Source organism: Pseudomonas sp. BCRC 81390, assembly GCF_030341915.1.
In the GTDB taxonomy this organism is placed as follows: Bacteria; Pseudomonadota; Gammaproteobacteria; order Pseudomonadales; family Pseudomonadaceae; genus Aquipseudomonas.
Genome location: NZ_JATAAG010000083.1, coordinates 312009 through 337464, shown reverse-complemented (window position 1 = coordinate 337464; position 25456 = coordinate 312009). Strand labels below are relative to the sequence as shown.

Below are 25456 nucleotides of genomic sequence, written 5' to 3'. Positions count from 1 at the left end.
CGCCACGAAATGGGGGGCTGCGTAGCAGCCCCAGCATTTCCCTGGCAGTCCACGTATCATTGCCAGGCCGCCTTCGCCTGGGAAACCCGCGTCACATGTCTATCCGATTGAAACTGCTGCGCAAGAAACTGGGGATGACCCTGGAAATGCTGGCCGAAAAGACCGCCATGACCAAGAGCTACCTGTCCAAGGTCGAGCGCGGCCTGAACACGCCGTCCATCGCCGCCGCGCTGAAACTGGCGCGGGCGCTGAACGTCAATGTCGAAGAGCTGTTCGCCGAAGAACAGGCCGGCCCGGGCCGCTACAGCCTGGTGCGCCATGCCGAGCGTCAGGCCCTGGTGGGCGACGGGGCCGGGCCGGGGTACGCGGCTCTGACCAGCCAGGTGGGGCAACGCAGCCTGTTACCGTTCCTAATCCAGCCTCCGCTCGAGTTCAGCGACCCCACATTCAAGGAACACCTGGGCGAGGAGTTCCTGTTTGTCCACAGCGGCCAGGTAGAAGTGGATTTCATGAACGAGCGGGTCCTGCTGGAGCAAGGCGATGCCCTGCATTTCAACGCCCAGACTCCGCACCGGTTACGCTCGGTGGGGCCGCTGCCGGCGCAATTGCTGGTGGTTGTACACCACGCGGACGAGTGAAACGACGGGGCCTTGCGTCCCGTCTTCGGCTTTTCTCAGCGATGAAACGTTGGCGCCAGCCGGCGAATGCGCTCATGCACAGTTTGCCTGTCGGTATTTTGACGAGTCGGCCAGCCGCTCATTGAATTTTATTATTGTGTCGGATCATTGACGCAGTGGGTTTGTGCTCATAAGCTCAATTCAACAGCGAAACAACTCCCGCAACACCACGCCAATAACTTATTGATTTTCCTTTTTAAAGGAGGGGCGTATGCGCACGGCTCTGATAATAAAGGCGATGTTTTTGCTGGCGTTGTTAAGTGGCGCGGCACGCGCTGCGGATTTGTATATCAACCAGAACAGTATCATGCCTGTTTCAACCGCAGGTTGGTTGTTTGCCTTTGCTGTCGTGGGTTTTGTGGCGGTTGCCAACAGAAGGAAAATCTGAGCCTGTTGCGGGCTGGCTTGTCAATTTGCCAACCATTGCTATATTGCCAGTAGCCCCTGAAGGTCCACGGTTGCAGGCCATGCAACTCAGGCTGCACAGCGTCAAGGCAAGGGCGTCCAGGAAGGTGAGGCCGTCGCGGCAGGGTAGGCCGCAAAGCGGAGCGAGAGTTGGCGGGCTGTTCTCATTCAGTGCTCTTCGTCGGGCCTTTTGGCCGGAGGGACCCTCATGGTGCGTTCAATGTTTGCCGTGCTGTGCCTGTTGATGGTGTGGTCTGGTGCCGGCAATGCCGAGCCGAACGGTACCTACCTGCTCAGCCCCGGCGATGTGGTGATGGTTTCGGTGTGGCAGGAAGACAGCCTGCGTCAGGAAGCCACCGTATTGCCCGATGGCAGTATTACTTTCCCGCTGGCCGGGCGCATCGAAGTTGCCGGGCTGGATGTAACGGCGGTTGAAAAACAAGTGGCCGCCAAACTCGAAAAATTCCTCCCCGACCCGAATGTCAGCGTTGTCGTCAAGAGCATCGCCGGCAACCTGGTCTATGTACAAGGCAAAGTCATCAAGCCCGGGCCGGTACAAATGGCCGGCCCTACCGCAGTGCTGCAGGCCCTGAGCATGTCGGGTGGCCTCGACAAGTTTGCCGATGAAAGCGAAATCAAGGTGGTGCGCGGTACCGGCACTTCACAAAAAATCCTGCCTGTGCGATATAAAGACCTGGTGTCTGGCAGGGATATGTCCACCAACATCCAACTTCAGGCTGGCGATACGCTGGTCGTTCCTTGATCTTGCCTTTAATAAGAACATTTGATGCCTCTTTTTAGAACAACTCGCATTGCAACGGCAATCTTGGTCTTGCCATTTACGGACGCGGTTCTGGCGGCAAATTGGCAATCGACGGTAGTCGTACCGACCTCCGTCGAACATGACAGCAACCCGTTGCTGCTGTCGTCGGGAGAAAAGGGCATAACGCGCACGATCATCGCGCCCGATTACACCCTGATCGGCACCTTCGATCGTGACGAACTGCGGTTGGGGCTGGGCATGCATGTGATGCGCTCGTCCGACACGGCCGTGGTGGACAACCGTGAGGACCCTGATGTGAGCCTGGGCTGGCAACGCCAGACCGAACGCGGGCGTTTTGGCCTGCTGGCACGTTACAACGAAAGCTCGACGTTATCGGGAACGGTGCTGGATACCGGCGTGGTCACCACCGACGGCACGCAGAAGCTCTATACCTTGACCGGCAACTGGAGCCAGGCCGTTACCGAGCGCAGCACGTTGAGCAATGAGACTACCTACAACCGAGCCCGTTATGACATCAGTACGCTGACGGGTTACGAGGAACTGGGCAACGTGTTCACCTGGACCTACGCCTGGAGCGAGCGGGCTGATGTGTACAGCCGCTTCGGTGTTCGCCGTTACGAGCCCGAGCAGGACCAGACGGCGACGGCCTCGAACAGTTACAGCCCGGCGGTCGGGGTGAAGTATCAGTTGTCCGAAAGCCTCAGCGCCGATGCGCACGTGGGCGCCACTCAGGTCTCCGGTAGCGAAGGTGGCGGGCGCGGGGAGGGTGGTGTTGCGCTGCTGTACACCGGTGCGCGCGCGCTTGCCAGCTTCACCGCCGAGCGCAGCACGGTAGCCAGCGCCGAAGGCGGTTTCGCGGAACTGGACCAGGTGCGCGCTGTATGGAGCTACGCGCTCGGTGAGCTGACCCGGGTGGGTGCCGATGCCGCCTGGCAGGACAGCAAAGGGCAGACGCCCAACACCCTGCAGACCTACAGCGTGTGGGCCAGCCGCGAGTTTTCACCGTACTGGGACCTGCGCCTGTCGCTGATGTACAAGGAACGGCAGCAGGATCACGAAGCCGATGCGAGCGCTACGATCGTGGGTTTGACATTGACGTACAGGTACCCCGACATCTGAACTTCAGGCAGGTGGCCCCATGAAGTCCGATTACGAGCTGTCCCTCAGAGATTACATCGCCATAATCAAGGACCGGGCCCTGTTGTTGGGGGTCAGCATCGTAGTCATCCTGGCGGCGACCGTCGCGGTTGCCGTGATGGTGCCACCCATCTACCAGGCGACCGGTACCATCCTGGTGGAGTCGCAGCAGATTTCACCCGAACTGGTCTCGACCAACAACGCCAGTTTTGCCGATGAACGCATCGAGGTGATTCGCCAGCGGGTGATGACCCGCGAGAACCTGTTGCGCATCATCGCCAAGTACAACCTGTTTGCCGACACGCGCTTCAGCGAAAGCGACCGGATCGAGCAGATGCGCAGTGCCATCGTGGTCCAGAGCCTCACTACCTATGTGCGCGGGCGCGGTGAAGCGACCGTGGCGTTCAATGTGTCGTTCGAGCACCGTCAGCCGGAAGTGGCCAAGGAAGTCGCCGACGAACTGGTCACGCTGTTCCTCAACGAGAACCTCAAGCAGCGCACCGAGCGCGCCAACGAAACCACCGAGTTCCTGACCCAGGAAGCGAACAAGCTGGGGGCCGAGCTGGCCAGCCTTGAGAACCAGCTGGCGGACTTCAAGCAGGCCCATGCCAATGCCTTGCCCGAGCACCAGACCCTGCGCATGAACATGCTGTCGCGCTCGGAACTGGAATTCCGCGAGGTCGACCGTGATTACAAGGCCGCCCAGGAAGAACTGCGTTACCTGGAACTGGAACTGTCTGCGGCCAATGCCGGGCTGGCCACCAAGGCGGTCGATGGCCCGCGGGTGGCGGCTGCCGATGAAGCTCAGGACCTGCCAAGCCTGAAGGCCGAGTATGCCCGGCTGCTGAGCCGCTACAAGGAAGCCCACCCCGATGTGGTGGCGGTCAAGCGCAAGATCCAGGCGCTCGAAGCCAGCGGCAATGCCACGGCGGCGGTTTCCACCAGCAGCCTCGACGCTGCCCGGGTGCGGGCCAAGATCAGCGCGGCACAGGTGCGCATCGCTTCACTGGCCGAGCAGAAACGCGAACTGACCAGGAAGATGGAAGGCTACGAGGCCGAGATTCTCGAGGCGCCGCAGGTCGAGCGTGGCCTGGTGACGCTGATGCGTGACCATGACAACGCGCGCAAGAAGTATGAAGAAATCCGTGCCAAGGAAATGGGCGCGAAGATTACCGAAAGCCTCGAGCAAGAGAACAAGGCCGAGCGCTTTGTCCTGCTGGAGCCACCATTGATGCCAGAGAAGCCGGTCAAGCCCAACCGCAAGAAGATCGCCGCGCTGGGCCTGGTGCTGGCGCCGGCAGGCGCTGGCGCGCTGGTGATGTTGCTGGAAATGTTCAACCAGCGTATTCGCGGCGTCGGTGCCCTGGAGAACTTGCTGGGCCGACGGGTGCTGGTGGCGTTGCCGTATATCGACACCAAGGCCGACCTGGCCCGGCGCAGGCGTTGGCGCAACTGGCTGTTGCTGGCGGCGTTGCTGCTGGTAGCTATCCTGATAGTGCTGGTGCACGTGTTCTACATGCCACTGGATGTGCTGCTGTTGAAAGTCATGTCTCGGTTTGCATAAGGAAGCAGTGATGGACAGGACCAAGCCGGCTGTGGGCAACAATCTTCACCCGGTAACCCCGGGTACCCCCCAGGCCTTGTCACCCGCCCCCGGTACGGCACTGGCGGAAGTGCCGGGCCAGTTCGATTACGTGAACACCAAGGTGGTGCCGCTGCGCGCGGAGCATCTGGAACGTCACCGCATCGTGGCGTACAACAAGAACTCCAACATGAATGGGCCGATCGACCTGCTGCGCACCCAAGTGCTCAGGACCATGGAAGAAAACGGCTGGCGGACCCTGGCCATCACCTCGCCAACGCCTGAAGCGGGCAAGACCGTGCTGGCCATCAACCTGGCCATGAGCATTGCCCACCACACCACCAGGACCGCGTTGCTGGTGGATTTCGACCTGCGTCGGCCCAAGGTCGGCAGTACCTTGGGTTTGCCCATGGAGCAGGCATTGAACGAGTTTCTCAGCGACCAGGCCGAGTTGCAGGACTGCCTGGTCAACCCGACTTTGCCCCGGTTCGTGGTACTGCCAACCCGGGTGCCGGTGCCAATGTCCACCGAAATGCTGTCCTCGCCCAAGGTGGGCAACCTGATCAGCGACCTGCGCAACCGCTATGAGTCGCGCATCTGCATTTTCGACTTGCCACCGTTGCTCAGCTCCGACGATGCAATCACCGTGATACCCAAGTTCGACTGTGTGTTGCTGGTGGTGGCCAACGGCATGAACAACAAGAAGGAGATCGAGGATTGCCTGCACCACCTGGCCAGGGTGAACCTGGTCGGCACGGTGCTGAACAAGGCCGACGAGCAACCGCGAACCTACTATTGAGCCTTTTGCCTGCAAGCAGGCATGGCGCATGCCCTAGCGCTGGCGCACCGGCCACGGATACTGCAGTTCCCACTGCCACGCATGCCGCACGATCTGTTCCAGTTCGGCAAATTCCGGGCGCCAGCCCAGCACACGCATGGCCTTGCCGGCATCCGCCACCAGCCGCGGCGGGTCGCCCGCACGGCGCGGGGCATCGAGGCAGCGTATCGGCCGGCCGGTGACTGCGTGGGCCGTATCGATTACCTGCTGCACAGAAAAACCCAGGCCGTTGCCCAGGTTGAACGCGGTGCGCTCGCCGCCTGCCAGCAGGTAGTCCACCGCCAGCGCATGGGCCGCTGCCAGGTCGCTGACATGCACGTAGTCGCGTATGCAGGTGCCATCTGCGGTATCGTAGTCGCGGCCAAACACGGTGATTGCGTCACGCCGGCCCGAAGCGGCCTGCAGGATCAGCGGGATCAGGTGGGTTTCCGGGTCATGCCGCTCGCCCAGTTCACCTTGCGGGTCGGCCCCCGCCGCATTGAAATAGCGCAGGCACACCGACTTCAGGCCATAGGCGCGGTCGAAGTCTTCGAGAATCTGCTCGACCATCCATTTGCTCAGCCCATACGGGTTGATCGGCCCCTTGGCGTGCGCTTCGTCGATCGGTACATATTGCGGGTTGCCATAAACGGCTGCGCTGGAAGAAAACACCAGGTAGCGGATCCCGGCATTGACCATGGCCTGCAGCAGCGCAAGGGTTGCCGCGACGTTGTTCTGGTAGTATTTGCCGGGCGCGCTGACAGATTCGCCCACCTGGATGAACGAGGCAAAGTGGAACACCGCATCGAACCGGCAAACGGCGAACAGCACGTCCAGCGCGGGCTCGTCGGCGATGTCCAGCCTGGCCCACTGCACGCCGGGGCCGGGCGAGACCAGGTCAGCGACCACCACCTCATGGCCAGTGCCAAGCAGGTGCTTGACCATGTGCGAGCCGATGTAGCCTGCGCCACCGACAACCAGAAACTTCATCCATGCCTCCTGGACTCTGCTGTTGTACAGCCGCAGTGAATCATCCCTGGTCGAGACCGGGCGGGCGCTTCAGCTACAGGTCTGCTTGAGGGTAGATGGCCATATGCCCTATTTCAAGAACAGCCAATTGGACATGTACTGGCCGTCGAACGTGATGCGGTAATGCCCATCCTGGTAGGCCACTGGCAGAGGTTTCAGCTGGCCCGGTGCCTCGCGGGCGAACAGCTTCAGGCCAGCAGGCGCCTTGATGGTCAGGCTGCCGGCAAGCGGCTCGACGTTGAACGGTGTATTGGCATCGGCCTTGGGCACGGCACGGGTGCCCAGCGACACCAGCAATTCGCGCGACTGGCCCAGGGGCTGGCCATCCAGGCTTTGCACCACGACGCTGGCATAGGCTGTCTGTGCCTGCACCTGGATGGCGCCAAGGCTGATCGAGCGGCCCCCCAGCCAGCCGGTGGCGGCTTGCGTCAGCGCGCTGTCGATGGTGTAGATGCCTTGTTGCCAGTTGCGTTTGAGCTCACCGGTGTCGCTGACCGCTTCGCTGGCGTCGGCCGCCAGCAGGGCTTGACCCGGGTCCTGCAGCACCTGTGCATCGGCCGGAATGGCCGCAGGTTGCAGCCAGGGCAGTTCCGGCGTCTGCGGCAGGGCGATCTGCAGTTGGCCCTTTTCCATGGCCGTGCGCAGCAGTGGCGAGTTGCGCGGGGTGATCTCCTGGTTGTACAGCATGCCGGGCGTCGGCGCGAATACGTAGCGGGTAGTGGCTTGGCGCACGTCTGCGCGGCGATAGAGCAGGGCGGCGGCAGGCAGGGTGGCGAGCATGGCCGGGTCGTTGTAGGCATGCCAGTTATCCGCCGTGCGCCAGCCGGGATTGAAGGCTTGCTGGCTGTAGGCATACTGCAGCATGGCGTCCCAGCCCTGGTGGCTGCCGGTAGCAGCCACGTACAGCGGCAGTGAATGGCGGTCGGGCAGCGGGAAGGGTTCGGCGTTCCACTCGCTGACGGTCATCGGCTTGCCGACCACCTGGGCGGCGGCCAGCCAGTCGATCATGCCGTCGCTGCTCAACGGGTTCTTTTCCAGCTGGCCATTGGCGCCGTAGCTGTGGGCATCGATCACATCGCCTGCGCTCAGTGCCGGCAGCGCACTGAGGCCATTGCCGCCCCAGGTGCTGGTGGTGGCGATCGGCACCTTCACGCCGAGGTTGCGCAGGTGCGCAATCATCTCGGCATCGAAACGCTGCTCCAGGTCATTGAGAAACAGTTTCGACGGGCCGTGCTCCCAGGCACGCCAGGCCCGGTCGCCCGGCAGGTCATGCTGGCGGGCGAACGCCTTGGCCGCATCCATGTAGCGTGCGCTGTGGCGGGGTACGTCCTTGTCCGGCAGCAAGGCGTTGCCGTAATGCTGGGTGAGGTCGTTCTCGTTGGTGATCAGCACCGCGGCAATGGCCGGGTCGTCCTTGTAGGCCAGCCCGGTGTACGGGTTGACGTGGCTCAGGTACTGTTCGGCAAAGCGCTGCATGGCCTGCTGGATGCTGCGGTTGACATAGGCGTAACCCTTCAGGTCGACATGGTCCTGGCCTTTGGCAATCTCGGCGAAGTCGTCAATGTTGTCATTGGCGGTAAGCGCCCGCTGTACATGCATGTCCAGCCAGACATAGATACCTTCGTCCTTGAGCGCCTTGATCCACACATCGAGCTTGCGCAGCGACTCGGCATCGAGTTGGCGGGTATCGCGCACCAGGGTGCCATCGCCGAACACGTTCGGGCTGACCCACGGCGAGTCGTGGTGGTGCAGGCGCACCAGGTTGAAGCCCAGGGCCGACAGGCGCCTGGCCTGTACGCGGATTTCTTCGTCCGGGCTCTTGAACAATGCGTAGGCGGACAGGTTGGTGCCCCAGAAGCGCGCCGGGGTGTTGTCGGCGAACATCAGTTGCTCGCCGACAGCCTTGACGAAGCCGCGCTTGCCAGCGGGCTTTTCCGCTGCATTGAGAAATGACAGGTCTACAGGCGAGGTGCGCCAGTCCAGTTGGTCATCGGGCCAGCTGGCCGGGTCGGCCAGGCCGAAGCGCTCGCTGGGGGTTGGCCCCAGGTCGATGTCGCCGGTAACGTTCAGCACCGCCTTGATCTGCTGCCGGCCGGGATTGATCGGGTCGCTGTAGAGGAACGCACGCACCTCGGACGGGTTGCCGCGTTCGAAATACAACTTGGCCAGCGGCGGATCGAAGCGCATCTCGATGCGTCGGCCCTGGTCTGGCTTGCCCCATGACCAGCCGCGGTTGCCGGGCAGCAGCTGCGGGGCGCCCATGTCCCCGGCAATGTGCGCCGGGTCGAACTGGAACACCAGGCCACCGCCCATCACCCCGGCCTGGCGGCTGTGGGCGTCAAGGTCGAAGACCCAGCTCAGGGTCTGCGCCTGCTGCTTGCGGATATCCGCTGTCAGGTCGAAATCCAGCGCCTTGTTCTGACCCTGTAGCGTGTAGTGGTAGGGGCCGTTGACCTTGACCGTGGTATCGAAGCTGGTCCAGCTCCAGTTGGCCGCCCAGAAGTCGAACCTGGCTTTCATCACCGGCCCACCGCCTTGGGTGACCGTGGGCAGGCCATTCTGTTCATCGACACTGGCTTGCCATTCCGATGCCCAGCCCGCCCATGGCAGCAAGGCCAGGCCAGCCATGGCCGAGGCCCGCAGGGTTAGAACGACTGTACGGTGCAGGTGGGGCAGGTTCATAGGCATTACCCGGTTTGAAGATCCGCGTCGGCCAGCGCGGTGACCTGGCCGTGGTCAAGCCGGCGCACCATCTGGACATAGGCCACGCCCAGCCCGGCGATGGTCCAGTACACCACCGGGATGAAGGTGATGCTGCTGACGGTGAAAATGATCACCAGGATGCCGACCAGCGTCGCCAGCAATGCCCGGCCAAGCTGGCGGCGCTCGTCGTCCTTGTCCGGGAAACTGCGCATGGCCTTGCGGATACCGTGCAGCACGGCAGCGAAGAACGCCACGAACAGGCCGAGCCCGACCAGGCCGACGCGCAGCGCCAGGTTGATGTAGGTGTTGACGATGTCGATGATGCCTTCGCCCTGGATCATCGATTGCATTTCCGGGGTGTTGCGGAAATCGAACGAGCCGAACAGCGGGTTGCGCTGGATGACGATCCAGGAGTTGTCCATCAACCGCTCGCGGTAGGTGATGTTCTCCTTGTCCACAGTGCCAATGAACGGCAACAGGTCCAGTACCTTGTCGCCACCCGGCACGGCAGTCAGCAGGGGCAGGGCCAGCATGCCGGCCGCAGCCAGCAGCACCAGGCGCCTGAGCGCACCTCTGCCCAAGGCGATGAACACCACCACGATCACCATGGCGCCGATCCACGGGCCGCGCGACAGCGGCGCGAACAGCCCGGCGGCCAGCAGCAGGGCGCCCATCAGCCGCTGCCAGGGGCGGCGCAGGCAACCCTGAAGGAACAGGAACAGGCCGATGGCCACGCTCATCACGTAACCCAGGACGATGGCCTGGCCGGTGGTGACGCTGGCGCGCAACGAACCGCCCCTGCTCAGGTAGCCGGACATGCTCCACGGCACGCCCATGGCATCGATCAGGGCGCTGTACAGCAGCCAATGGCGCACGTACTCGGCCACGCCGATCAGGGCCAGCAGGAACGACGCGAGCACGAAGGCCAGCAGGGTGTCTTTGAAGTCGCTGATCTGACGCAGGCCGCGGCTGGCCACGTAATACGGCAGGAGCACGTCGATGAACAGGTACAGCGTCTGGCGCAGGGTGTCGGTCAGGGTGGTTTCACGCAGGTACAGCGCGCTTATCAGCAGCAGCCCGGCCGCCAGCAGCCGGTCGGGCCAGGTGCGGCCGAAGCGCAGCGTGTCAGCTTGCCGGCGCAGGGCCAGGGCAGCCGGCAACAGCACGCACACAGTCAGCAAGCGGATATGGTTGAGGTCGACCAGGTAGTTGACCAGGCCAAGCCCCGGCACCTGCAGCGAAGCCGGCGGGATCAGGAACAGCAGCATGTAGAACAGCGCCATGGGGTTGTGCTCGCGGCGCCCGGCGAGGTACAGGATCACCGCGCCCGCGCCCAGGTACAGCCAGAAACTGTGCGAGACGAAGGCCAGCACGGTCAGCAGGAACCAAAGGTTGCGCCTGCGCTTGAAGTCGCCCGGCGGGATCAGGTCGGTAGCAGGCCGCCGGGCCAGCAGGAAGACCACGCTAGCCAGGAACAGGATGACGATCAAAGCGCGAAAATGTTCAGGCATCGGCTATGTGCACCTTTCCCTCGGTGGGCAACGGCTAGCATCGTGGCTAATTGAAACTATAGTGACTTTTTAGTCAGTCAGAGATCGAAGTCATGCCGTCGATTGATGTGTCAGCCACCGCGAGCCTGCGCCAGCGGGCCCTCAGGGCCGGGTCGTGGAACCTGGTCTCGCAGGTGGCGTCACAGCTGATGCGCCTCGGCGGCAACCTGCTCATGGCCCGCTTGCTGGTGCCAGAGATGTTCGGGGTGATGGTGATTGCCAACACCGTTTCGGTACTGCTGCATCTGTTGTCCGATGTCGGCCTGCGGCAGAACATCGTCCAGAGCCCGCGCGGCGACGACCCGGATTTTCTCGATACCGCATGGACAGTACAGATCATCCGTGGCTTCGTGCTGTTCATCCTCACCTTGCTGCTGGCCGTCGCCGCCTGGTTTGCCCAGCTGGCTGACGTGTGGCCGGCTGACACAACCTATGCCGAACCCGTGTTGCCCTGGGTACTGGCGGCCACCGGGCTGTCGGCGGTGATCTGGGGGTTCCAGTCCACCAAGATAGATGTGGCGGTACGAACTTTCCAACAGAAGCGCGTGGTGCTGGTCGACCTCGCCTCGCAGGTGGTGGGCCTGGTGGTGATGCTGGTGCTGGGCTACCTGACCCGCTCGGTCTGGGCGCTGGTCATCGCCGGCCTGGTGTCGGCCCTGGCCTGGACCCTGCTTGGCCACACCGCCCTCGAGGGGCCGCACAACCGCTTGCACTGGGAGCGCAGTGCGCTGAACGAACTGATCGTGTTTGGCCGCTGGATCCTGTTGTCGTCGATGGTCGGCGTGCTGGCCATGTACGGTGACCGTATCTGGTTCGGTGCCAGCATGACGACAGCGCAACTGGGCGTTTATTCGATTGCCGTGCTGATCCTGGGTGCGGTGCAGACCGCGCTGATGAAGGTTTTCGGGGCGGTGGCGCTGCCGGCCTTCAGCGAAGCGGCCAGGGCCGATGACAAGGAACGCCTGAAGGCCCTGTACCACCGCTTCCGCCTGCTGGTCGACCTGCTGGTGCTGTTCATCTGTGGTGGGTTCCTCACCGCCAGCCCGCTGCTGATCGGCTGGCTGTACGACGACCGCTACCGTGAAGCCGGGCCGATGCTGGCGATTCTTTCGCTGTCGTTCCTCACCTTGCGCTATACCTTGGCACACCAGGTGTGGATTGCCCTGGGCCTGACCAAGTACCAGGCCATCGACAACATCATCCGCCTGGTCTCGCTGTGGGGGTTGTTGCCGTTGTTGCTGGCGCTTGGCGGTGTGGACTGGGCGATCTGGGGCGTGGCGTTGCACACGCTGCCGACGCTGGTGCTGATCGTGTATGTAAATTGCAAGCTGGATATCTTCAGCCTCAAACGTGAACTGATGGTGCTGCCGATGCTGCTGGTCGGGGCGCTTTGCGGGGCGCTGCTGACAGCCTTTTGCAACTGGCTGTGATGCGGCTTGCCGGGGTTAGACTTGAACAGGCACAGGCTACTGGACCATGGGGAAGTTGACTTTTTGTGCTGCGCAGCCGGGGCGCAGGCGCTTTATCCAGAGTTGTGTCTTGCTGGGTGTCGGGGGCACGCTGTTCGGTACTACAGCGGCCGGTGCGGGTGAGCGGGTCGACAGCCACGGGTACGTGCTGATCAATGGCTGGGTGCTGCCGTCCCGTTACTTCCGGAACGAGCAAGCATGATCAACGATTTCCAGTCGCAGAAGACGCTGCGCGACGCCTATGACGTTTGCATCATCGGCGCCGGCCCGGCGGGCATCACCCTGGGCCTGCGCCTGGCGGCCGCCGGCTGGCGGGTGCTGCTTGCCGAAGGTGGCGGGCGTGAATACTCGTCGCTGTCGCAAGACCTGTATGCCTGCAAGTCCACCGGCCTGGAGCTGTATGCCCAGGTATCCCGCCTGCGTTACCTGGGCGGCACATCCAACCATTGGGCCGGCCGTTGCCGGCCGTTCACGGCCTCGGATTTCGCCACGCCACCCATCGGCGGCCTGCCGGGCTGGCCCATCCCTTATTCGGAAATTGCCGCCTACCTGCCAGCCGCCATGCAGATCGTCGACTTGCCGCCCGGCTCGGATTTCGAGGCAATCAACAGCGGGCTGGTCGGTGATGAATTCGAACCAGACCGCTTTCTGCTCAGCCCGCCGACCCGGTTTGCGCAGAAGTACGCTGCGGCGCTCGAGCAGACCGAAGGCCTGGATGTATTCATCAACTGCAATTGCGTGGACCTGGAGTTCGACGAGGCCACCGGCACCCTGGCCGCAGTGGTACTGTCCGATTACCAGCGCAATCGCCAGCGCCTGGTGGCGAGAAACTTCGTGCTGGCCACCGGTGGCATCGAGAATGCCAGGCAGTTGCTCAACAGCGAATCGTTGCTGCGCGCGGGCATCGTCAGCCGGGACGGATTGGTCGGTGGCTGTTTCATGGAACACCTGAATATCGACCTTGGCACCTTCATCCTCCGCTCGGGGCTGGCCCCTGAGCCGCGCGAATATTTCACTACCGATGCCTTCACTGACGAGTACAAGGCCGGCAAGGGCAATGTCAGGGCCGCCTTGCTGGACGACGTGCAGACCTACGGCCGCACTGCCGAGGTCAAGCATTTTCTGGAAAACCTGGCCTGTGACATGGGGGTCGCCAGCAAGATTGCCTTCGTGGCCCAGTTCAGTTGCCCCGGCGATGGTCTCATCAGCACGCTGATAGAGCAGTTCCCCAACCTGCACAGCCGCATTTCGCTGCTGGACGAGAGGGACGCGCTGGGCGTGGCCAAGGTCAACGTCAACTGGGCCCTGAGCGCCGATGACCGGCACACCATCAAGTGCATCGGCAGCGAGCTGGCCAAGCGCTGGGCCGACATGAACCTGGGCTTCATCAAGCTCAACGACTTTGTCTATGACACCTCGATACCGCTGAAGATGTCGCCGCATGCCCACCACATGGGCACCACGCGCATGGCGTCCTCCGCGCAAGCCGGTGTCGTCGACAGCAACTGCAAGGTGTTCGGTGTTGCAAACCTCTACATCGCCGGCAGCAGCATCTTTGCCACAGGCGGTGCTTCCAATCCGACCCTGCCGCTGCTGCAGTTTGCCCTTCGCCTGGCCGACCACCTCGATGCCAGTATGAGCGGCGCCAGGCAGGCAGTGGGGTGATACAGGTGGGAAACGGGTTGAGTGCGCTGCGGTCAGCACCCATGACAACCAGACCGGATGCGCCTCAGGAACAGTCCAGATTGCTTTGATTGCGAGGCTGGCAGGATGAACGGATGGATACGCAAGGCAGTGGCGCATTATGTTCATGCAACCGGGCGAGGCGCCTCGTTCTACCGCAGGTTCTGCCGGCCCACGCCACTTGAGTGGGGCGCGTACCTCACCCGTTGGGGCAACTTTCATTCGGTGGGCAGGCACTTCCATGCCAACCCGGGGAGCAAGTTCCTCGACCCTTCGCTGGTGCGCATTGGCAACAGCGTGGGCCTGGCCGACTGCACGCTGATCGGCCATGACGGGGTGGTATTGCTGATCGAGCACCGCTTCGGCAAGCACCTGGATTCGGTCGGTTTCATCGACATCAAGGACAACTGCTTCATCGGCCACGGCGCGATCATCATGCCGCGCGTGACCATCGGGCCCGAGTCGATCGTCGCCGCAGGCGCGGTCGTGACCAAGGACGTGCCGCCGGGCACGGTGTTCGGCGGCAACCCGGCAGAGTTCATCTGCACCACCGAAGAGCTGATCAAACGGGTCGAGGCGCGTTGCGAAGCCTACCCGTGGATCGGCCTGGTCAAACAGCGCAACGGTGCCTATGACCCCGAACTGGAACCGCTGCTGATGGCGCAAAGGCGCCAGTACTTCTTCGGGGAGGGTGGCAATGGCTAGCAAACCGGTCGATGTCATGGTGGTCAACTTCAACACGGCCGGGTTGCTGCAGCCGATGTTCGATGCGCTGCGCCGGGCTGATGGTGAACGCCTGGCCAACTACCTGGTGGTGGACAACGCCTCGGTGGATGACTCGGTGCAGCGCATGGCCCACGTGTGCCCACAAGCGCTGCTGCTGAGCAACACGCACAACGTCGGCTTCGGCCGGGCCAACAACCAGCTGCTGGCGCACCTGAAGGGCAAGTACGCCTTGCTGCTGAACACCGACGCCTTCGTGGCTGCCGATTCCCTGCAGAAGACCCTCGATTACATGGAGGCGCACCCCGAGTGCGGCGTGCTGGGCGTGCGCCTGGAGGGCCGCGATGGCGACCTGCAGCCCAGTTGCCGCTACTTTCCGACACCGTTCAATGTATTCGTCGGGCGTACCGGGCTAGGGCGCTTCTTTCCAGGCCTGAAGATGGTCGACGAGATGGACTGGGACCACGCATCGGTCCGCGAATGCGATTGGCTGCCTGGCTGCTTCTACCTGGTACGCCGTGAAGTGCTCGACCAGGTTGGCCTGTTCGACCCGCGCTACTTTCTTTATTACGAAGAAGTCGACCACTGCAAGCGGGTCAAGGCGGCGGGCTGGAAAGTGGTGTTCTACCCGCACACCACAGTGGTGCACATCGGCGGCGAGAGCTCCCGCTCGGTAGCCGAACTGGAGGCGGCCAGCCGGCAGATTTCGGCCTACCAGATCGAAAGCGAACTGCTTTACTTCCGCAAGCATCACGGGCGGGCAGGGCTTGCCCTGCACATGTTGCTGGTGACCTTGGGCGACCTGCTGCTGGCACTCAAGGCACTGTTGAAACGACGCGGTTGGGGCGCGATACGTGCCTGCTGGCGTCACTGTCGGGCGACCTGGGCCCTGTTGTTCAAGACCCGGTACGCCAGCCAACCGACCAGGTAGGGGGAGCCATGTTCGAAAATATCCGTGCCGACTTGCGCGCCCATGGTGGCGATTGGGGCGCCCAGGGCTTCTGGGTATTGCTGGTGTACCGCTTCGGCCGCTGGCGCTATGGCGTGCGCCCGGCACTGCTGCGCAAGCTGTGCTCGCTGCTGTACAAGGTGTTGTTCAAATGCGTGCAGATCATCACCGGTGTGGAGTTGCCGTGCGAAGTGGTGATTGGTCGCAACTTCGTCATCGATCATTTTGGCGGCATCGTGATCAGCGGTTATGCCCGGTTTGGCGATGACTGTCGTATCCGCAACGGCGTGGTGGTGGGCCTGAAGAGCGTCGACGAGCCGGTTGCACCGGTGTTCGGCAACAATGTCGATATCGGTACCGGAGCCAAGGTGCTGGGCAGCATTCGCATTGGCAACAACGTGGTAATCGGTGCCAACGCCGTGGTGCTGGTGGATGTGCCGGACGATTCGCTGGCGGTGGGGGTACCGGCCACCATCAAGGCCAGGCACGCGGCCAGCACGGCGCCGGCCGGGTGAACCCCATGGCGAGCGGTCTTGGCGTGGTGGTGATAGGCCGCAACGAAGGCCAGCGCCTCGAGCGCTGCCTGCGCTCGCTGGCGCATGGCGCGGACCAGGTGCTGTACGTCGACTCGGGTTCCTCCGACGGTTCACCGCACCTGGCCCGTAGCCTCGGGGTGGAAGTGCTGGCGCTGGACATGGGCCAGCCGTTCACTGCGGCCCGCGCGCGCAATGAAGGCTTTGCCGCTTTGCAACGGCTGCTGCCGTCGATGCGCCTGGTGCAGTTCGTCGACGGCGATTGCGAGGTCGACGCTGGCTGGCTGGCGACGGCACAGGCGTTTCTCGACCGCCAGCCTGACGTGGCGGTGGTGTGTGGGCGGCGCCGCGAGCGTTTTCCGCAACGCTCGGTATACAACCTGCTATGCGACCTGGAATGGGATACCCCGATCGGCGAAGCCAAGGCGTGCGGTGGCGACGCGCTGATGCGGGCAGACGTCTTCGCCGCGGTCGGCGGTTTCCGCAGCAGGCTGATCGCCGGCGAAGAGCCCGAGCTGTGCGTGCGCCTGCGGGCCAGGGGCTGGAAGGTCTGGCGGCTGGATGTCGAGATGACCCTGCACGACGCCGGCATGACCCGTTTCAGCCAATGGTGGCGACGCAGCCTGCGCGCCGGCCATGCTTATGCAGAAGGCGCCTACCTGCATGGCCAGGCGCCAGAGCGGCACTGGCTGCGCGAGTCGCGCCGGGCCTGGGTCTGGGGCCTGGGCATACCGCTGGCGACGCTGCTGGCCTGCCTGGTGTTCGGCGGCTGGGGCCTGGCGTTGCTGCTGGTCTACCCGTTGCAGGCCTGGCGCCTGGCGCGTCGCGGGGGCCGGTCGGCACGTGAGAACTGGCTACGGGCAGTGTTCCTGGTATTGGGCAAGTTTCCGGAAATGCTTGGGCAGTTGAAGTTCCTGTACCGGCACTTGGTGGCCGGCAAACCGGCCTTGATCGAATACAAGTGAGGGACCACGGATGCTCGGCACGATCATCAAAAGCGTGTTCACCCTGCAACCGGGCTACTCGTTGCGGGCGCTGAACAACAAATACCGGCTGATGCGCCAGGTTGCCCGGCATTGGCCCGAGCTGAATGCCTTCCTGCAACGCATGACCCTGGCACTGGGCGAGGGGCGCTGGCGCCGGCTGGGCGTGGATTGCCTTGGCGTCGTGCAATGGCCCTATATCAGCAAAAGCTGGGAAGCGCCGCAGCGCCTGGAGGTGGTGGCATCGCACTTCGAAGTGGTGGCCGGGCAATTTCCGCCGCTGTTGCTGCTGGACCGGGCAGACAGCCGGGTATTGTGCGAGCTGACCCGCCATTCGCCGGGTTGCCGCCTGGTGCTCGACCGGCCGATCTGGTTCAAGCGGGAAGGCGAGCTGGTGCTGAACCTGTTCCAGAATGACCTGCGCGTGGCTTCCCTGGCATTTACCCTGTGCCGCAGCCAGGGCGAACTGTGCCTGTTCATCGGTGCCGTGCAAGGCATTCACAAGGGAGTCGACAGCGAGACCTCGCTGGCCGTCTACCGCGACCTGACCAAGGACTTCGAGGGCCTGCGCCCGCGTAGTTTGCTGCTCGAAGCGCTGAAGTGCCTGGCCAGGATGCTGGGCGTGGAGCACCTGTACGCCGTCAAGGATGCCTGTCGCCACCACCGGCACGCGTATTTCGGCAACGACAAGGGCCAGGAGCTGGTCGCCAATTATGATGCGATCTGGCAAGAGCATGGCGCCATTAGCTGCAATCGTGCGGACTTTCTTGAGCTGCCACTGGCCCCGGCGCAGCGCGCGGAACAGGACATTCCGAGCAAGAAACGGGCGATGTACCGCCGCCGTCAGGCGTTGCTCGACGATGTTTTCGCACGTTTGCAGGCAGCTTTGGCAGGCAGCGGTCACAACCTTGGACTACAAGAGAAGCAGGGGGATGCACCTGACGCAGGGGCATCGGCGGGACGCCGGCCACCGGTAATCGACAGCTTGAAGTAAGCGCTGGCGTTACTGTGGGAGGTCCAAGGGTTCATCATGCGGGTCTTGATCTGGATTCCTATGCGCATTGCCTATTTCGTCAACCAGTATCCGAAGGTCAGCCACAGTTTCATCCGCCGTGAAATTCTCGCGCTGGAGCGCCAGGGGGTCGCGGTGCAGCGTATTGCCCTGCGCGGCTGGGACGCGCAGCTGCAGGACGACGAAGACGCAAACGAACGCGACAACACCCGCTATGTGCTGCAAAGCGGCATCGTCGGCCTGCTCAAACCCACCTGGCAAGTACTCTGCGGGCAGCCACGGCAGTTCTTCCGTGCGCTGTGGCTGGCGCTGCGCCTCGGCCTGCGCGCCGACCGCGCCTTGCCCTACCACCTGGTCTACCTGGCCGAAGCCTGCCAGCTGCTGCAGTGGCTGCAGGCAGGCAAGGCACAACACGTGCACGCCCATTTCGGCACCAACTCCACCGAGGTGGTAATGCTGGCCCACGTGCTGGGGGGGCCGGCCTACAGCTTTACCGTGCACGGGCCGGAGGAATTCGACAAACCGCAGTTTCTGCACATGGCCGAGAAGGTGCGGCGTGCCGCGTTTGTCGCGACCGTCAGCTCGTATGGACGCAGCCAGGTGTTGCGCTGGGTGGCACACGACCACTGGGCCAAGGTGAAGGTGGTGCATTGCGGCCTCGAGCGCAGTTTCCATGAGGTGGCGCCGGTCAGCCTACCGGCGGCGCCGCGGCTGGTGTGTGTCGGCCGCTTGTGCGAACAGAAAGGCCAGCTGCTGTTGCTCGAAGCCGCGCGGATACTAGCCGCCCAACCGCTTGGTTTCGAGCTGGTGCTGGCCGGCGACGGCGAGATGCGTGGGCAGGTCGAGGCGTTGATTGCCCGGTATGGCTTGCAGCGCCAGGTACGTATCACCGGCTGGATCAGCAGTGCCCAGGTGCGCGAAGAGATCCTTGCCGCGCGCGCACTGGTGCTGCCCAGCTTCGCCGAGGGGCTGCCGGTGGTGATCATGGAGGCCATGGCCCTGCGCCGGCCCGTGCTGACGACCTATGTGGCGGGCATTCCCGAGCTGGTGCAGCAGGGCGAGAACGGTTGGTTGTTTCCCGCCGGCGCCGTTGACGAGCTGGTGACGGCCATGGCCGAGTGCCTGGCGCAACCTGTCGAGGTGCTGCAGCGTATGGGCGAGGCGGCCCGCCAGCGTGTGTTGCAACGGCATGATGTCGACACCGAGGCGGCCCGGTTGGCCGCTTATTTCAAGGCATCCGCATGATCAGTGTATTGGCTTGGTTACTTGGCATCCTGGCGCTCATTGTCCTGCTGCCGGTACTGCTGCTGTTGGGGCAGGTGCTGCTCGCCTGCTTGCCGAGGCAGGCGCAGCCCCCGGGCGGCAACAGGCGTCCGCAGGTGGCCGTGCTGGTGCCAGCGCATGACGAAGCAATGATCATTCGCGCCACGCTGGCGAGCATCACCCCGCAATTGCGGCCTGGCGACCAGTTGCTGGTGGTGGCGGACAATTGCACCGACGACACCGCGCAGCTGGCCCGCGAGGGTGGCGCGCAGGTAGTGGAACGCCACGACCTGCGCTTGCGTGGCAAGGGCTATGCCTTGGACTTCGGCGTGCGCCACCTGGCCCGCCAGCCGCCCGAGGTAATGATCGTGGTCGATGCCGATTGCCGGGTCGGCGAGGGCGCGATCGACTGCCTGGCGCGTCGTTGCCACGAAACCGCCCGGCCGGTGCAGGCCCTGTACCTGACGCACGCCCCGGCGGGGGCCGGGACGAAAGTACAGATCGCCGAATTCGCCTGGCGGGTCAAGAACCTGGTACGCCCGCGCGGTTGGGCGCGCCTGGGCCTGCCTTGCCAGTTGATGGGCGCTGGCATGGCGTTCGGTTGGCGTGACCTGGCCCTGGTCGACCTGGCCAATGGGCACCTGGTGGAGGATGTGAAGCTGGGCCTGGACCTGTGCCAGCAAGGCAAACCCCCGGTGTTCTGCCCCGAGGCCTTGGTCACCAGCCAGTTTCCGGCCAGTCAGCAAGGCCTGAACAGCCAGCGCACCCGCTGGGAGCATGGCCACCTGGGGTTGATGCTGAGCGATGCCCCCAGGCGTGCGCTGGCCGCCGTCAGGCAAGGCAACGGCAGCTTGCTGGCGATGACCCTCGACCTGCTGGTGCCGCCCCTGGCATTGCTGGTGCTGGCCCTGCTCGGGGTCAACCTGTTGGCCTGGCTGGCCTGCCTGCTGTTCGGCGTCGCGGCACCTGCATGGATCGCCCTGGGTGCGCTGGCGTTGCTGGGCCTTGCGGTCATGCTGGCCTGGGCGCGCTTCTGTCGTGAGCTGATCCCGTTTTCCGTGTTGCTGTATGCGCCGTTCTATGCAGCAAGAAAGGTCCCCATGTACCTGGGGTTTCTGATCAAGCGCCAGGTTGACTGGGTGCGCTCGAAGCGGGATGCAGACTGATGGCTGAATGGCAGCAGCGCTGGGCCGGCATCATCGACAAGCTCGAAGCCGTGGCTGACGACGCTGCCGCGCAGCGTCTGCTCGACCGGCTGGCCGCTGTGCAGACCCCGACCGTGCTCGGTTTCGTCAACGCCCATGCGATGAACCTGGTGGTGCGCGACGGCGCGTACGCTCAGGCATTGTCGGCGGCCGACGTGCTGCTGCGTGACGGCGCCGGCATGGCGATCCTCTATCGCCAGCTTGGCCGGGAGCCCGGGCTAAACATGAATGGTACCGACTTCATTCCCCGGCTGATGGCTGCCTACCGCGGGCGGCGGGTGGCGTTCTGGGGCACACGGCAACCCTACCTGGACCAGGCCGCGCAGCGCAGCGCCAGCCTGTTCGGGGTGGTGCCGGTGTCGGTCCATGATGGCTTTGCCAGCCTGGAAACCTATCTGCAACTGGCCAGGGAGCAGCAACCCGAGCTGATCGTGCTGGGCATGGGCATGCCCCGGCAGGAGGCGGTAGCGGCGCAGTTGGCGGCCACTGGCGAACCGTGCCTGATCGTCTGTGGTGGGGCGATCCTGGATTTTCTCGGCGGCAAGGTCAGCCGGGCGCCGCCGTGGCTGCGGCGTGTGGGCGGGGAGTGGTTGTACCGGTTGTCGCGCGAACCGAAGCGCCTGTTCATGCGCTATGTGGTGGGCAACCCCTTGTTTCTGCTGCGCGCCCGGTTGTACCGCCGCGGTGCAGGGCGTGCCGGACGCAGCGTGTAGACGGACGGACCCCGCGCGGTCGCTAGGGGGTGGCACGTTGATGGCGGCTGGCTGCTACAGTGAGAGCAACGGTGATGGGCTGACGATGCTGTCTCACTGGTTTTGCATGGGCCATTGGCCAGGCTGGCGGTTTGATCAAAAGGACTTGCTGCGCGTGAATTGATGAGGTCTGAGATGGTTTTCGAACCCAGAAGCAGTCGTTCCTTGCTTCAGCGAAGAAGCAGCGTCAGTAACGCCATCCAGGCCGGTCTCGACGGAATAGCCGTCACCGGTATCGCCTGGTACCTGATCTACGACCAGTTCGGCTATATCACTTCCGATTACGTGATCATGCTGTTGTTGCTGATCGGTGCACTGGCGGTGATCTACGATCACTATGCGATCTACCGCACCAACGTCGGCCTATCGATCAAGGCGTTCCGGCTGTTCAAGGCGTGGTCGGCAACCTTCTGCTTCCTGGTGGTGATGGCCTTCCTGACCAAACAGAGCGAAACCTACTCGCGGCTGCTGGTGGTGCAACTGTTCGTCATCGGCTACATCGCCCAGTTGTTCCTGCATTTTGCCGTGCGCGAACTGCAGAAGCGCTTCACCGCGCATGCGCGCCTGGACAATGCGCTGATCATCGGCGCCGGTGACCTGGCCAATTTCCTTTATCAGAAAATCAGCAACAACCCCTGGTTCGGCGAGCGGGTGCTGGGCTGCGTGCTGATCGACGCGCCCGACGAGCCGGGCCGCGAAGCTGCCGAGGGCAAGCAACGCCTGCCGGTGCTTGGGCACATTGCCGAGCTGGACGAGATCGTCGCCCGGCACGCCATTCGCACGGTGTACCTGGTCACGCCACTGGGCGGTTCCGAGGTCATCAACGAGGTGTACCTGAAGCTGCTCGACAAGTGCATTGCGGTGAACTGGGTGCCTGACATCTTCTCCTTGCGCCTGATCAACCACAGTGTGCGGGAAATCGCCGGCATTCCGGTGCTGACCTTGTCCGAGACGCCGCTGACGGGCATGAGCCTGTTCCTGAAAAACCTCGAGGACAGGGTATTGGCGGCGCTGATCCTGCTGTTTGCCTCGCCGGTGCTGCTGGCCGTGGCAGTGGCGATCAAGCTGGATAGCCGTGGCCCGGTGTTCTTCCGCCAGGAACGCACCGGCTGGACCGGCGAAGCGTTCCGTATCTGGAAGTTCAGGAGCATGCATGTGCACCAGCCGGAGGAGGGCGTGATCAGGCAGGCGCAGAAGAATGACCCGCGGCTGACCCGGGTCGGTGCGTTCATCCGCCGTACCAGCCTGGACGAGCTGCCGCAGCTGTTCAATGTGCTGACCGGGGAAATGTCGCTGGTCGGGCCGCGACCGCATGCCCTGCAGCATGACACGCTCTATTCGCAGGACATCGTCGACTACTTTGCCCGCCACAATATCAAGCCTGGCATGACCGGCCTGGCACAGGTGCGCGGGTTCCGCGGCGAGACCAAGGATATCGAGCAGATGATCCAGCGCGTCGACTCGGACATCGAGTACATCAACAATTGGTCGCTGTGGCTGGACTTCGTGATCCTGGTGCGTACGTTGAACGCGTTTACCGGTAAGCAGGCCTATTGAGCCGCTTCACGCCCAAAAAGCCTGCGTTCAGGTGGCTTGGTCCTTGCCCAGCGGGTGCAACTCCCTGAACCCCCGTGCTTCTTCCACCAGCCAGTCATGCACCGCCCGTGCGCCCGGCTGGTTCAGCCCGCCCGGCGGGTAGTGCACCACGTAGCGTTTGTGGTTGGCAATCGGCACCCCGAACGGCACGATCAGCGCACCGCGCTCCAGTTCGTCGTTGAGCAGGGTGCGCCGCGCGATGGCCACGCCACTGCCGGCGATCGCCGCCTCGATGGTCAGGTGGTTGCGGTTGAAGGTATGCCCGCGCCGTACATCGAGACCGGCGGCACCGATGCTTTCCAGGTAGAACTCCCATTCAGCGTATTCCGAACTGCCACGCCAGGCGGTGATGTCGTGCAGCAGCGGGTAGTGCGCCAGGTCCGCCGGCCCGTGCAGCGGCGGGCGCCCGCGCAGCAGGGCGGGCGAGCACACCGGGAAGATCTGCTCGTCCAGCAGCGGCGTCGACAGCATGCCCGGGTAGCTGCCGTCGTTGAGGTCGATGGCCAGGTCGAAATCACCGGGGTTCAATGCCTGGGCACTGTCTTCGGCCACCAGCCGCAGTTCGATGTCCGGGTAGCGTTGCTGGAAGCGCGGCAGGCGCGGCGTGAGCCATTTGGCCAGGAACGACGGGATCGAACGCAGGCGCAAGGTGCCACGGATTTCACCCGCGTCCAGGCGCAGCAGTTCAGCTTCGATGCTGCCGTAGGCTTCGGCCACCGTCTGCGCCAGGCGCTGCCCCTCGGCGCTCAGTTCCACGCCCCGCGCCCGGCGCAGGAACAACCGATAGCCCAGGCGTTCTTCCAGCTGGCGCATCTGTTGGCTGACCGCACCCGGGGTGATATGCAGTTCCTCGGCACAGCGGGTGAAGGACAAGTGCCGGGCCGCACAGGCGAACACATGCAGCCAGACGAACATCTGGCCATTGAGTTGTCGACGCATCGTTTAGTACCGCTAAAGCCTTGCTTAGAAAGTTTCGTTGGTCATCCGTAAGCCAGCGCGGCAGTATCGCGCAAAATCGCAATACCGCTCAATTTTTTCAGAGAACCGTGCTGCGGGTTCACACCGCTTAACGGTCAGGCATTAGCATGGCTATCAGTGTTTTCGACCTTTTCAAAATCGGCATCGGCCCGTCCAGCTCCCACACCGTCGGCCCGATGCGGGCGGCGGCGACCTTTGCCCAGGCCCTGCGTGAGCAAGGGCTGCTGGGCCGGGTCAGCCGTGTCGAGGTGCGGCTGTATGGCTCGCTGTCAGCCACCGGCGTTGGCCACGCAACCGACCGCGCCTGCTTGCTCGGCCTGATGGGGCAGTGGCCGGACCGTATCGACCCGGCCACCATCGAGTCGCGCATTGGCCAGGTCATGCAGGAGCATTGCCTGATGCTCGATGGCAGCCACCCGCTGGCGTTCGAGTACAGCCGCGATCTGCTGCTGCTCGACGAAAACCTGCCGTACCACCCCAACGCCATGAGCCTGGAAGCCCTCGACGGGCAGGCCAGCCTGTTGCGCCAGACCTACTATTCGGTAGGCGGTGGTTTCATCGTCGAGCAGGCCGAGATCGATGCGCCGCGCGGCGAAGCGAACGCGGTGCAGCTGCCGTACGAATTCGACAGCGCTGCGCAGTTGCTGGCCTTGTGCAAGGCCCATGGTTTGAGCGTGGCGCAATTGATGATGGCCAACGAGTGTGCCTGGCGCCCGGAGGCCGAAGTCCGTGAGGGCCTGCTGCGGATCTGGGCGGCCATGCGTGAATGCGTCGACAACGGCCTGCGCAACGAAGGCATCCTGCCTGGCGGCCTGCACGTCAAGCGGCGTGCAGCGCGCTTGCATCGCAGCCTGCAGGAGCTGGGCAAGCCCAACGTGATCGGTTCCACCCTCAGTGCCATGGAGTGGGTCAACCTGTTCGCCCTGGCGGTGAATGAAGAGAACGCCGCCGGCGGGCGCATGGTCACCGCGCCCACCAATGGCGCCGCCGGGATCATTCCTGCGGTGTTGCACTACTACATGAAGTTCAACCCCGGCGCCTGCGATGCGGACGTGGTGGACTTCCTGCTGGGCGCAGCGGCGGTGGGGATCCTGTGCAAGAAGAACGCGTCGATCTCCGGGGCGGAAGTCGGCTGCCAGGGCGAGGTGGGTTCGGCCTGTTCGATGGCCGCTGCCGGCCTGGCGCAGGTGCTTGGCGCGACCCCGCCGCAACTGGAAAACGCCGCCGAGATTGCCCTGGAACATAACCTCGGCCTGACCTGCGACCCGGTCGGCGGCCTGGTCCAGGTGCCCTGCATCGAGCGCAACGCGATCGCGGCGGTGAAAGCGATCAACGCCGTGCAGATGGCCTTGCGCGGGGATGGCGAGCATTTCATCTCGCTGGACCGGGTGATCCGCACCATGCGTGATACCGGGGCGGACATGCATGCCAACTACAAGGAAACCTCGCGCGGCGGTTTGGCTGTTGCGTTCGTGGAATGTTGAGTAACCCCATCGCTTGACGCGGTCTTGCAGGAGCGGCCTTGTGTCGCGAAAGGGCCGCAAAGCGGCCCCAGGCTTTCAATGCAGGTAGATGAAACGGGGCTGCCTTGCAGCCCCTTCGCGACACAAGGCCGCTCCTGCGACT

The 25456-nt window shown here is 63.6% G+C and carries 22 protein-coding genes; 18 read left to right on the top strand and 4 right to left on the bottom strand.

The genetic code is table 11. The annotated features are described in order from the left end of the window. The first annotated feature begins 95 nt into the window (after positions 1–95). The 6 genes from QSV36_RS24690 to QSV36_RS24665 all read left to right on the top strand — a co-directional run bounded on the left by QSV36_RS24690 (position 96) and on the right by QSV36_RS24665 (position 5384). On the top strand, positions 96–638 hold the full coding sequence (locus tag QSV36_RS24690; protein WP_225777950.1) for a helix-turn-helix domain-containing protein: 543 nt from the start codon (positions 96–98) through the stop codon (positions 636–638). Positions 639–888: 250 nt separating this feature from the next. Next, a complete protein-coding gene (gene eppA, locus QSV36_RS24685; protein WP_289135584.1) occupies positions 889–1065 on the top strand; it encodes an EPS-associated small membrane protein EppA in 177 nt (58 codons plus the stop codon). Between the two features lie 225 nt (positions 1066–1290). Beyond that, complete coding sequence (locus tag QSV36_RS24680) at positions 1291–1845, top strand: polysaccharide biosynthesis/export family protein (protein WP_289135581.1); 555 nt, start codon at positions 1291–1293, stop codon at positions 1843–1845. Positions 1846–1869: 24 nt separating this feature from the next. Beyond that, the gene (locus QSV36_RS24675; protein WP_289135578.1) at positions 1870–2985 is read left to right on the top strand and encodes a hypothetical protein; all 1116 of its coding nucleotides are present in this window, start codon (positions 1870–1872) and stop codon (positions 2983–2985) included. A 19-nt stretch (positions 2986–3004) separates the two neighbouring features. After that, positions 3005–4567, top strand: a complete 1563-nt coding sequence (locus QSV36_RS24670; RefSeq protein ID WP_289135575.1) for a GumC family protein — start codon at positions 3005–3007, stop codon at positions 4565–4567. Between the two features lie 10 nt (positions 4568–4577). Then, positions 4578–5384 carry a CpsD/CapB family tyrosine-protein kinase gene (locus QSV36_RS24665; protein WP_289135572.1) on the top strand — a complete coding sequence of 269 codons (807 nt, stop codon included), beginning with the start codon at positions 4578–4580 and terminating at the stop codon, positions 5382–5384. A gap of 33 nt (positions 5385–5417) precedes the next feature. Here QSV36_RS24665 and galE read toward each other — a convergent pair whose 3' ends face one another. From galE to QSV36_RS24650, 3 genes are all read right to left on the bottom strand, one after another. Next, on the bottom strand, positions 5418–6392 hold the full coding sequence (gene galE / locus QSV36_RS24660) for a UDP-glucose 4-epimerase GalE (protein WP_289135570.1): 975 nt from the start codon (positions 6390–6392) through the stop codon (positions 5418–5420). 108 nt (positions 6393–6500) lie between these two features. Next, positions 6501–9113 carry a cellulase family glycosylhydrolase gene (locus QSV36_RS24655; protein ID WP_289135567.1) on the bottom strand — a complete coding sequence of 871 codons (2613 nt, stop codon included), beginning with the start codon at positions 9111–9113 and terminating at the stop codon, positions 6501–6503. Between the two features lie 5 nt (positions 9114–9118). Further along, positions 9119–10645, bottom strand: a complete 1527-nt coding sequence (locus QSV36_RS24650) for an O-antigen ligase family protein (RefSeq protein WP_289135564.1) — start codon at positions 10643–10645, stop codon at positions 9119–9121. 92 nt (positions 10646–10737) lie between these two features. Here QSV36_RS24650 and QSV36_RS24645 point away from each other — a divergent pair, with 92 nt between their 5' ends. The 11 genes from QSV36_RS24645 (at position 10738) to QSV36_RS24595 (ending at position 22813) form a co-directional block, all read left to right on the top strand. Beyond that, a complete protein-coding gene (locus QSV36_RS24645; protein WP_289135561.1) occupies positions 10738–12114 on the top strand; it encodes an oligosaccharide flippase family protein in 1377 nt (458 codons plus the stop codon). Between the two features lie 237 nt (positions 12115–12351). Then, on the top strand, positions 12352–13818 hold the full coding sequence (locus QSV36_RS24640) for a GMC oxidoreductase (RefSeq protein ID WP_289135559.1): 1467 nt from the start codon (positions 12352–12354) through the stop codon (positions 13816–13818). A 105-nt stretch (positions 13819–13923) separates the two neighbouring features. After that, positions 13924–14541, top strand: a complete 618-nt coding sequence (locus QSV36_RS24635; protein ID WP_289135557.1) for an acyltransferase — start codon at positions 13924–13926, stop codon at positions 14539–14541. Further along, complete coding sequence (locus QSV36_RS24630; RefSeq protein WP_289135555.1) at positions 14534–15490, top strand: glycosyltransferase family 2 protein; 957 nt, start codon at positions 14534–14536, stop codon at positions 15488–15490. Before QSV36_RS24635 ends, QSV36_RS24630 begins: the two co-directional genes overlap by 8 nt. An 8-nt stretch (positions 15491–15498) precedes the next feature. Beyond that, positions 15499–16023 carry a serine O-acetyltransferase gene (locus QSV36_RS24625; protein WP_289135553.1) on the top strand — a complete coding sequence of 175 codons (525 nt, stop codon included), beginning with the start codon at positions 15499–15501 and terminating at the stop codon, positions 16021–16023. A gap of 5 nt (positions 16024–16028) precedes the next feature. Further along, positions 16029–17006 carry a glycosyltransferase family 2 protein gene (locus QSV36_RS24620; RefSeq protein ID WP_289135550.1) on the top strand — a complete coding sequence of 326 codons (978 nt, stop codon included), beginning with the start codon at positions 16029–16031 and terminating at the stop codon, positions 17004–17006. A 10-nt stretch (positions 17007–17016) separates the two neighbouring features. Continuing rightward, entirely contained in the window at positions 17017–18018 is a 1002-nt protein-coding gene (locus QSV36_RS24615) for a VirK/YbjX family protein (RefSeq protein ID WP_289135547.1), read from the top strand. 60 nt (positions 18019–18078) lie between these two features. Further along, the gene (locus tag QSV36_RS24610) at positions 18079–19281 is read left to right on the top strand and encodes a glycosyltransferase (protein ID WP_289135545.1); all 1203 of its coding nucleotides are present in this window, start codon (positions 18079–18081) and stop codon (positions 19279–19281) included. Beyond that, positions 19278–20465 carry a glycosyltransferase family 2 protein gene (locus QSV36_RS24605; protein ID WP_289135542.1) on the top strand — a complete coding sequence of 396 codons (1188 nt, stop codon included), beginning with the start codon at positions 19278–19280 and terminating at the stop codon, positions 20463–20465. Before QSV36_RS24610 ends, QSV36_RS24605 begins: the two co-directional genes overlap by 4 nt. Then, positions 20465–21217: a WecB/TagA/CpsF family glycosyltransferase gene (locus tag QSV36_RS24600; RefSeq protein ID WP_289135539.1), complete on the top strand. Its 753-nt coding sequence runs from the start codon at positions 20465–20467 to the stop codon at positions 21215–21217. Before QSV36_RS24605 ends, QSV36_RS24600 begins: the two co-directional genes overlap by 1 nt. Before the next feature lie 174 nt (positions 21218–21391). Continuing rightward, positions 21392–22813, top strand: coding sequence for an undecaprenyl-phosphate glucose phosphotransferase (locus QSV36_RS24595; RefSeq protein WP_289135536.1), 1422 nt, complete (start codon positions 21392–21394; stop codon positions 22811–22813). Positions 22814–22840: 27 nt separating this feature from the next. On the opposite strand, the gene QSV36_RS24590 is transcribed toward QSV36_RS24595, so the two are convergent. After that, positions 22841–23791, bottom strand: a complete 951-nt coding sequence (locus QSV36_RS24590; RefSeq protein WP_289135533.1) for a LysR substrate-binding domain-containing protein — start codon at positions 23789–23791, stop codon at positions 22841–22843. Between the two features lie 146 nt (positions 23792–23937). Here QSV36_RS24590 and QSV36_RS24585 point away from each other — a divergent pair, with 146 nt between their 5' ends. Then, a complete protein-coding gene (locus tag QSV36_RS24585; RefSeq protein ID WP_289135530.1) occupies positions 23938–25314 on the top strand; it encodes an L-serine ammonia-lyase in 1377 nt (458 codons plus the stop codon). The last annotated feature ends 142 nt before the right edge of the window (positions 25315–25456 follow it).

Excerpts from the sequence above, each read along its gene's own strand:
- QSV36_RS24690 (WP_225777950.1), top strand. The coding sequence starts at position 96 with ATGTCTATCCGATTGAAACTGCTGCGCAAGAAACTGGGGATGACCCTG.
- eppA (WP_289135584.1), top strand. The coding sequence starts at position 889 with ATGCGCACGGCTCTGATAATAAAGGCGATGTTTTTGCTGGCGTTGTTA.
- QSV36_RS24680 (WP_289135581.1), top strand. The coding sequence starts at position 1,291 with ATGGTGCGTTCAATGTTTGCCGTGCTGTGCCTGTTGATGGTGTGGTCT.
- QSV36_RS24675 (WP_289135578.1), top strand. The coding sequence starts at position 1,870 with ATGCCTCTTTTTAGAACAACTCGCATTGCAACGGCAATCTTGGTCTTG.
- QSV36_RS24670 (WP_289135575.1), top strand. The coding sequence starts at position 3,005 with ATGAAGTCCGATTACGAGCTGTCCCTCAGAGATTACATCGCCATAATC.
- QSV36_RS24665 (WP_289135572.1), top strand. The coding sequence starts at position 4,578 with ATGGACAGGACCAAGCCGGCTGTGGGCAACAATCTTCACCCGGTAACC.
- galE (WP_289135570.1), bottom strand. The coding sequence starts at position 6,392 with ATGAAGTTTCTGGTTGTCGGTGGCGCAGGCTACATCGGCTCGCACATG.
- QSV36_RS24655 (WP_289135567.1), bottom strand. The coding sequence starts at position 9,113 with ATGAACCTGCCCCACCTGCACCGTACAGTCGTTCTAACCCTGCGGGCC.
- QSV36_RS24650 (WP_289135564.1), bottom strand. The coding sequence starts at position 10,645 with ATGCCTGAACATTTTCGCGCTTTGATCGTCATCCTGTTCCTGGCTAGC.
- QSV36_RS24645 (WP_289135561.1), top strand. The coding sequence starts at position 10,738 with ATGCCGTCGATTGATGTGTCAGCCACCGCGAGCCTGCGCCAGCGGGCC.
- QSV36_RS24640 (WP_289135559.1), top strand. The coding sequence starts at position 12,352 with ATGATCAACGATTTCCAGTCGCAGAAGACGCTGCGCGACGCCTATGAC.
- QSV36_RS24635 (WP_289135557.1), top strand. The coding sequence starts at position 13,924 with ATGAACGGATGGATACGCAAGGCAGTGGCGCATTATGTTCATGCAACC.
- QSV36_RS24630 (WP_289135555.1), top strand. The coding sequence starts at position 14,534 with ATGGCTAGCAAACCGGTCGATGTCATGGTGGTCAACTTCAACACGGCC.
- QSV36_RS24625 (WP_289135553.1), top strand. The coding sequence starts at position 15,499 with ATGTTCGAAAATATCCGTGCCGACTTGCGCGCCCATGGTGGCGATTGG.
- QSV36_RS24620 (WP_289135550.1), top strand. The coding sequence starts at position 16,029 with ATGGCGAGCGGTCTTGGCGTGGTGGTGATAGGCCGCAACGAAGGCCAG.
- QSV36_RS24615 (WP_289135547.1), top strand. The coding sequence starts at position 17,017 with ATGCTCGGCACGATCATCAAAAGCGTGTTCACCCTGCAACCGGGCTAC.
- QSV36_RS24610 (WP_289135545.1), top strand. The coding sequence starts at position 18,079 with ATGCGCATTGCCTATTTCGTCAACCAGTATCCGAAGGTCAGCCACAGT.
- QSV36_RS24605 (WP_289135542.1), top strand. The coding sequence starts at position 19,278 with ATGATCAGTGTATTGGCTTGGTTACTTGGCATCCTGGCGCTCATTGTC.
- QSV36_RS24600 (WP_289135539.1), top strand. The coding sequence starts at position 20,465 with ATGGCTGAATGGCAGCAGCGCTGGGCCGGCATCATCGACAAGCTCGAA.
- QSV36_RS24595 (WP_289135536.1), top strand. The coding sequence starts at position 21,392 with ATGGTTTTCGAACCCAGAAGCAGTCGTTCCTTGCTTCAGCGAAGAAGC.
- QSV36_RS24590 (WP_289135533.1), bottom strand. The coding sequence starts at position 23,791 with ATGCGTCGACAACTCAATGGCCAGATGTTCGTCTGGCTGCATGTGTTC.
- QSV36_RS24585 (WP_289135530.1), top strand. The coding sequence starts at position 23,938 with ATGGCTATCAGTGTTTTCGACCTTTTCAAAATCGGCATCGGCCCGTCC.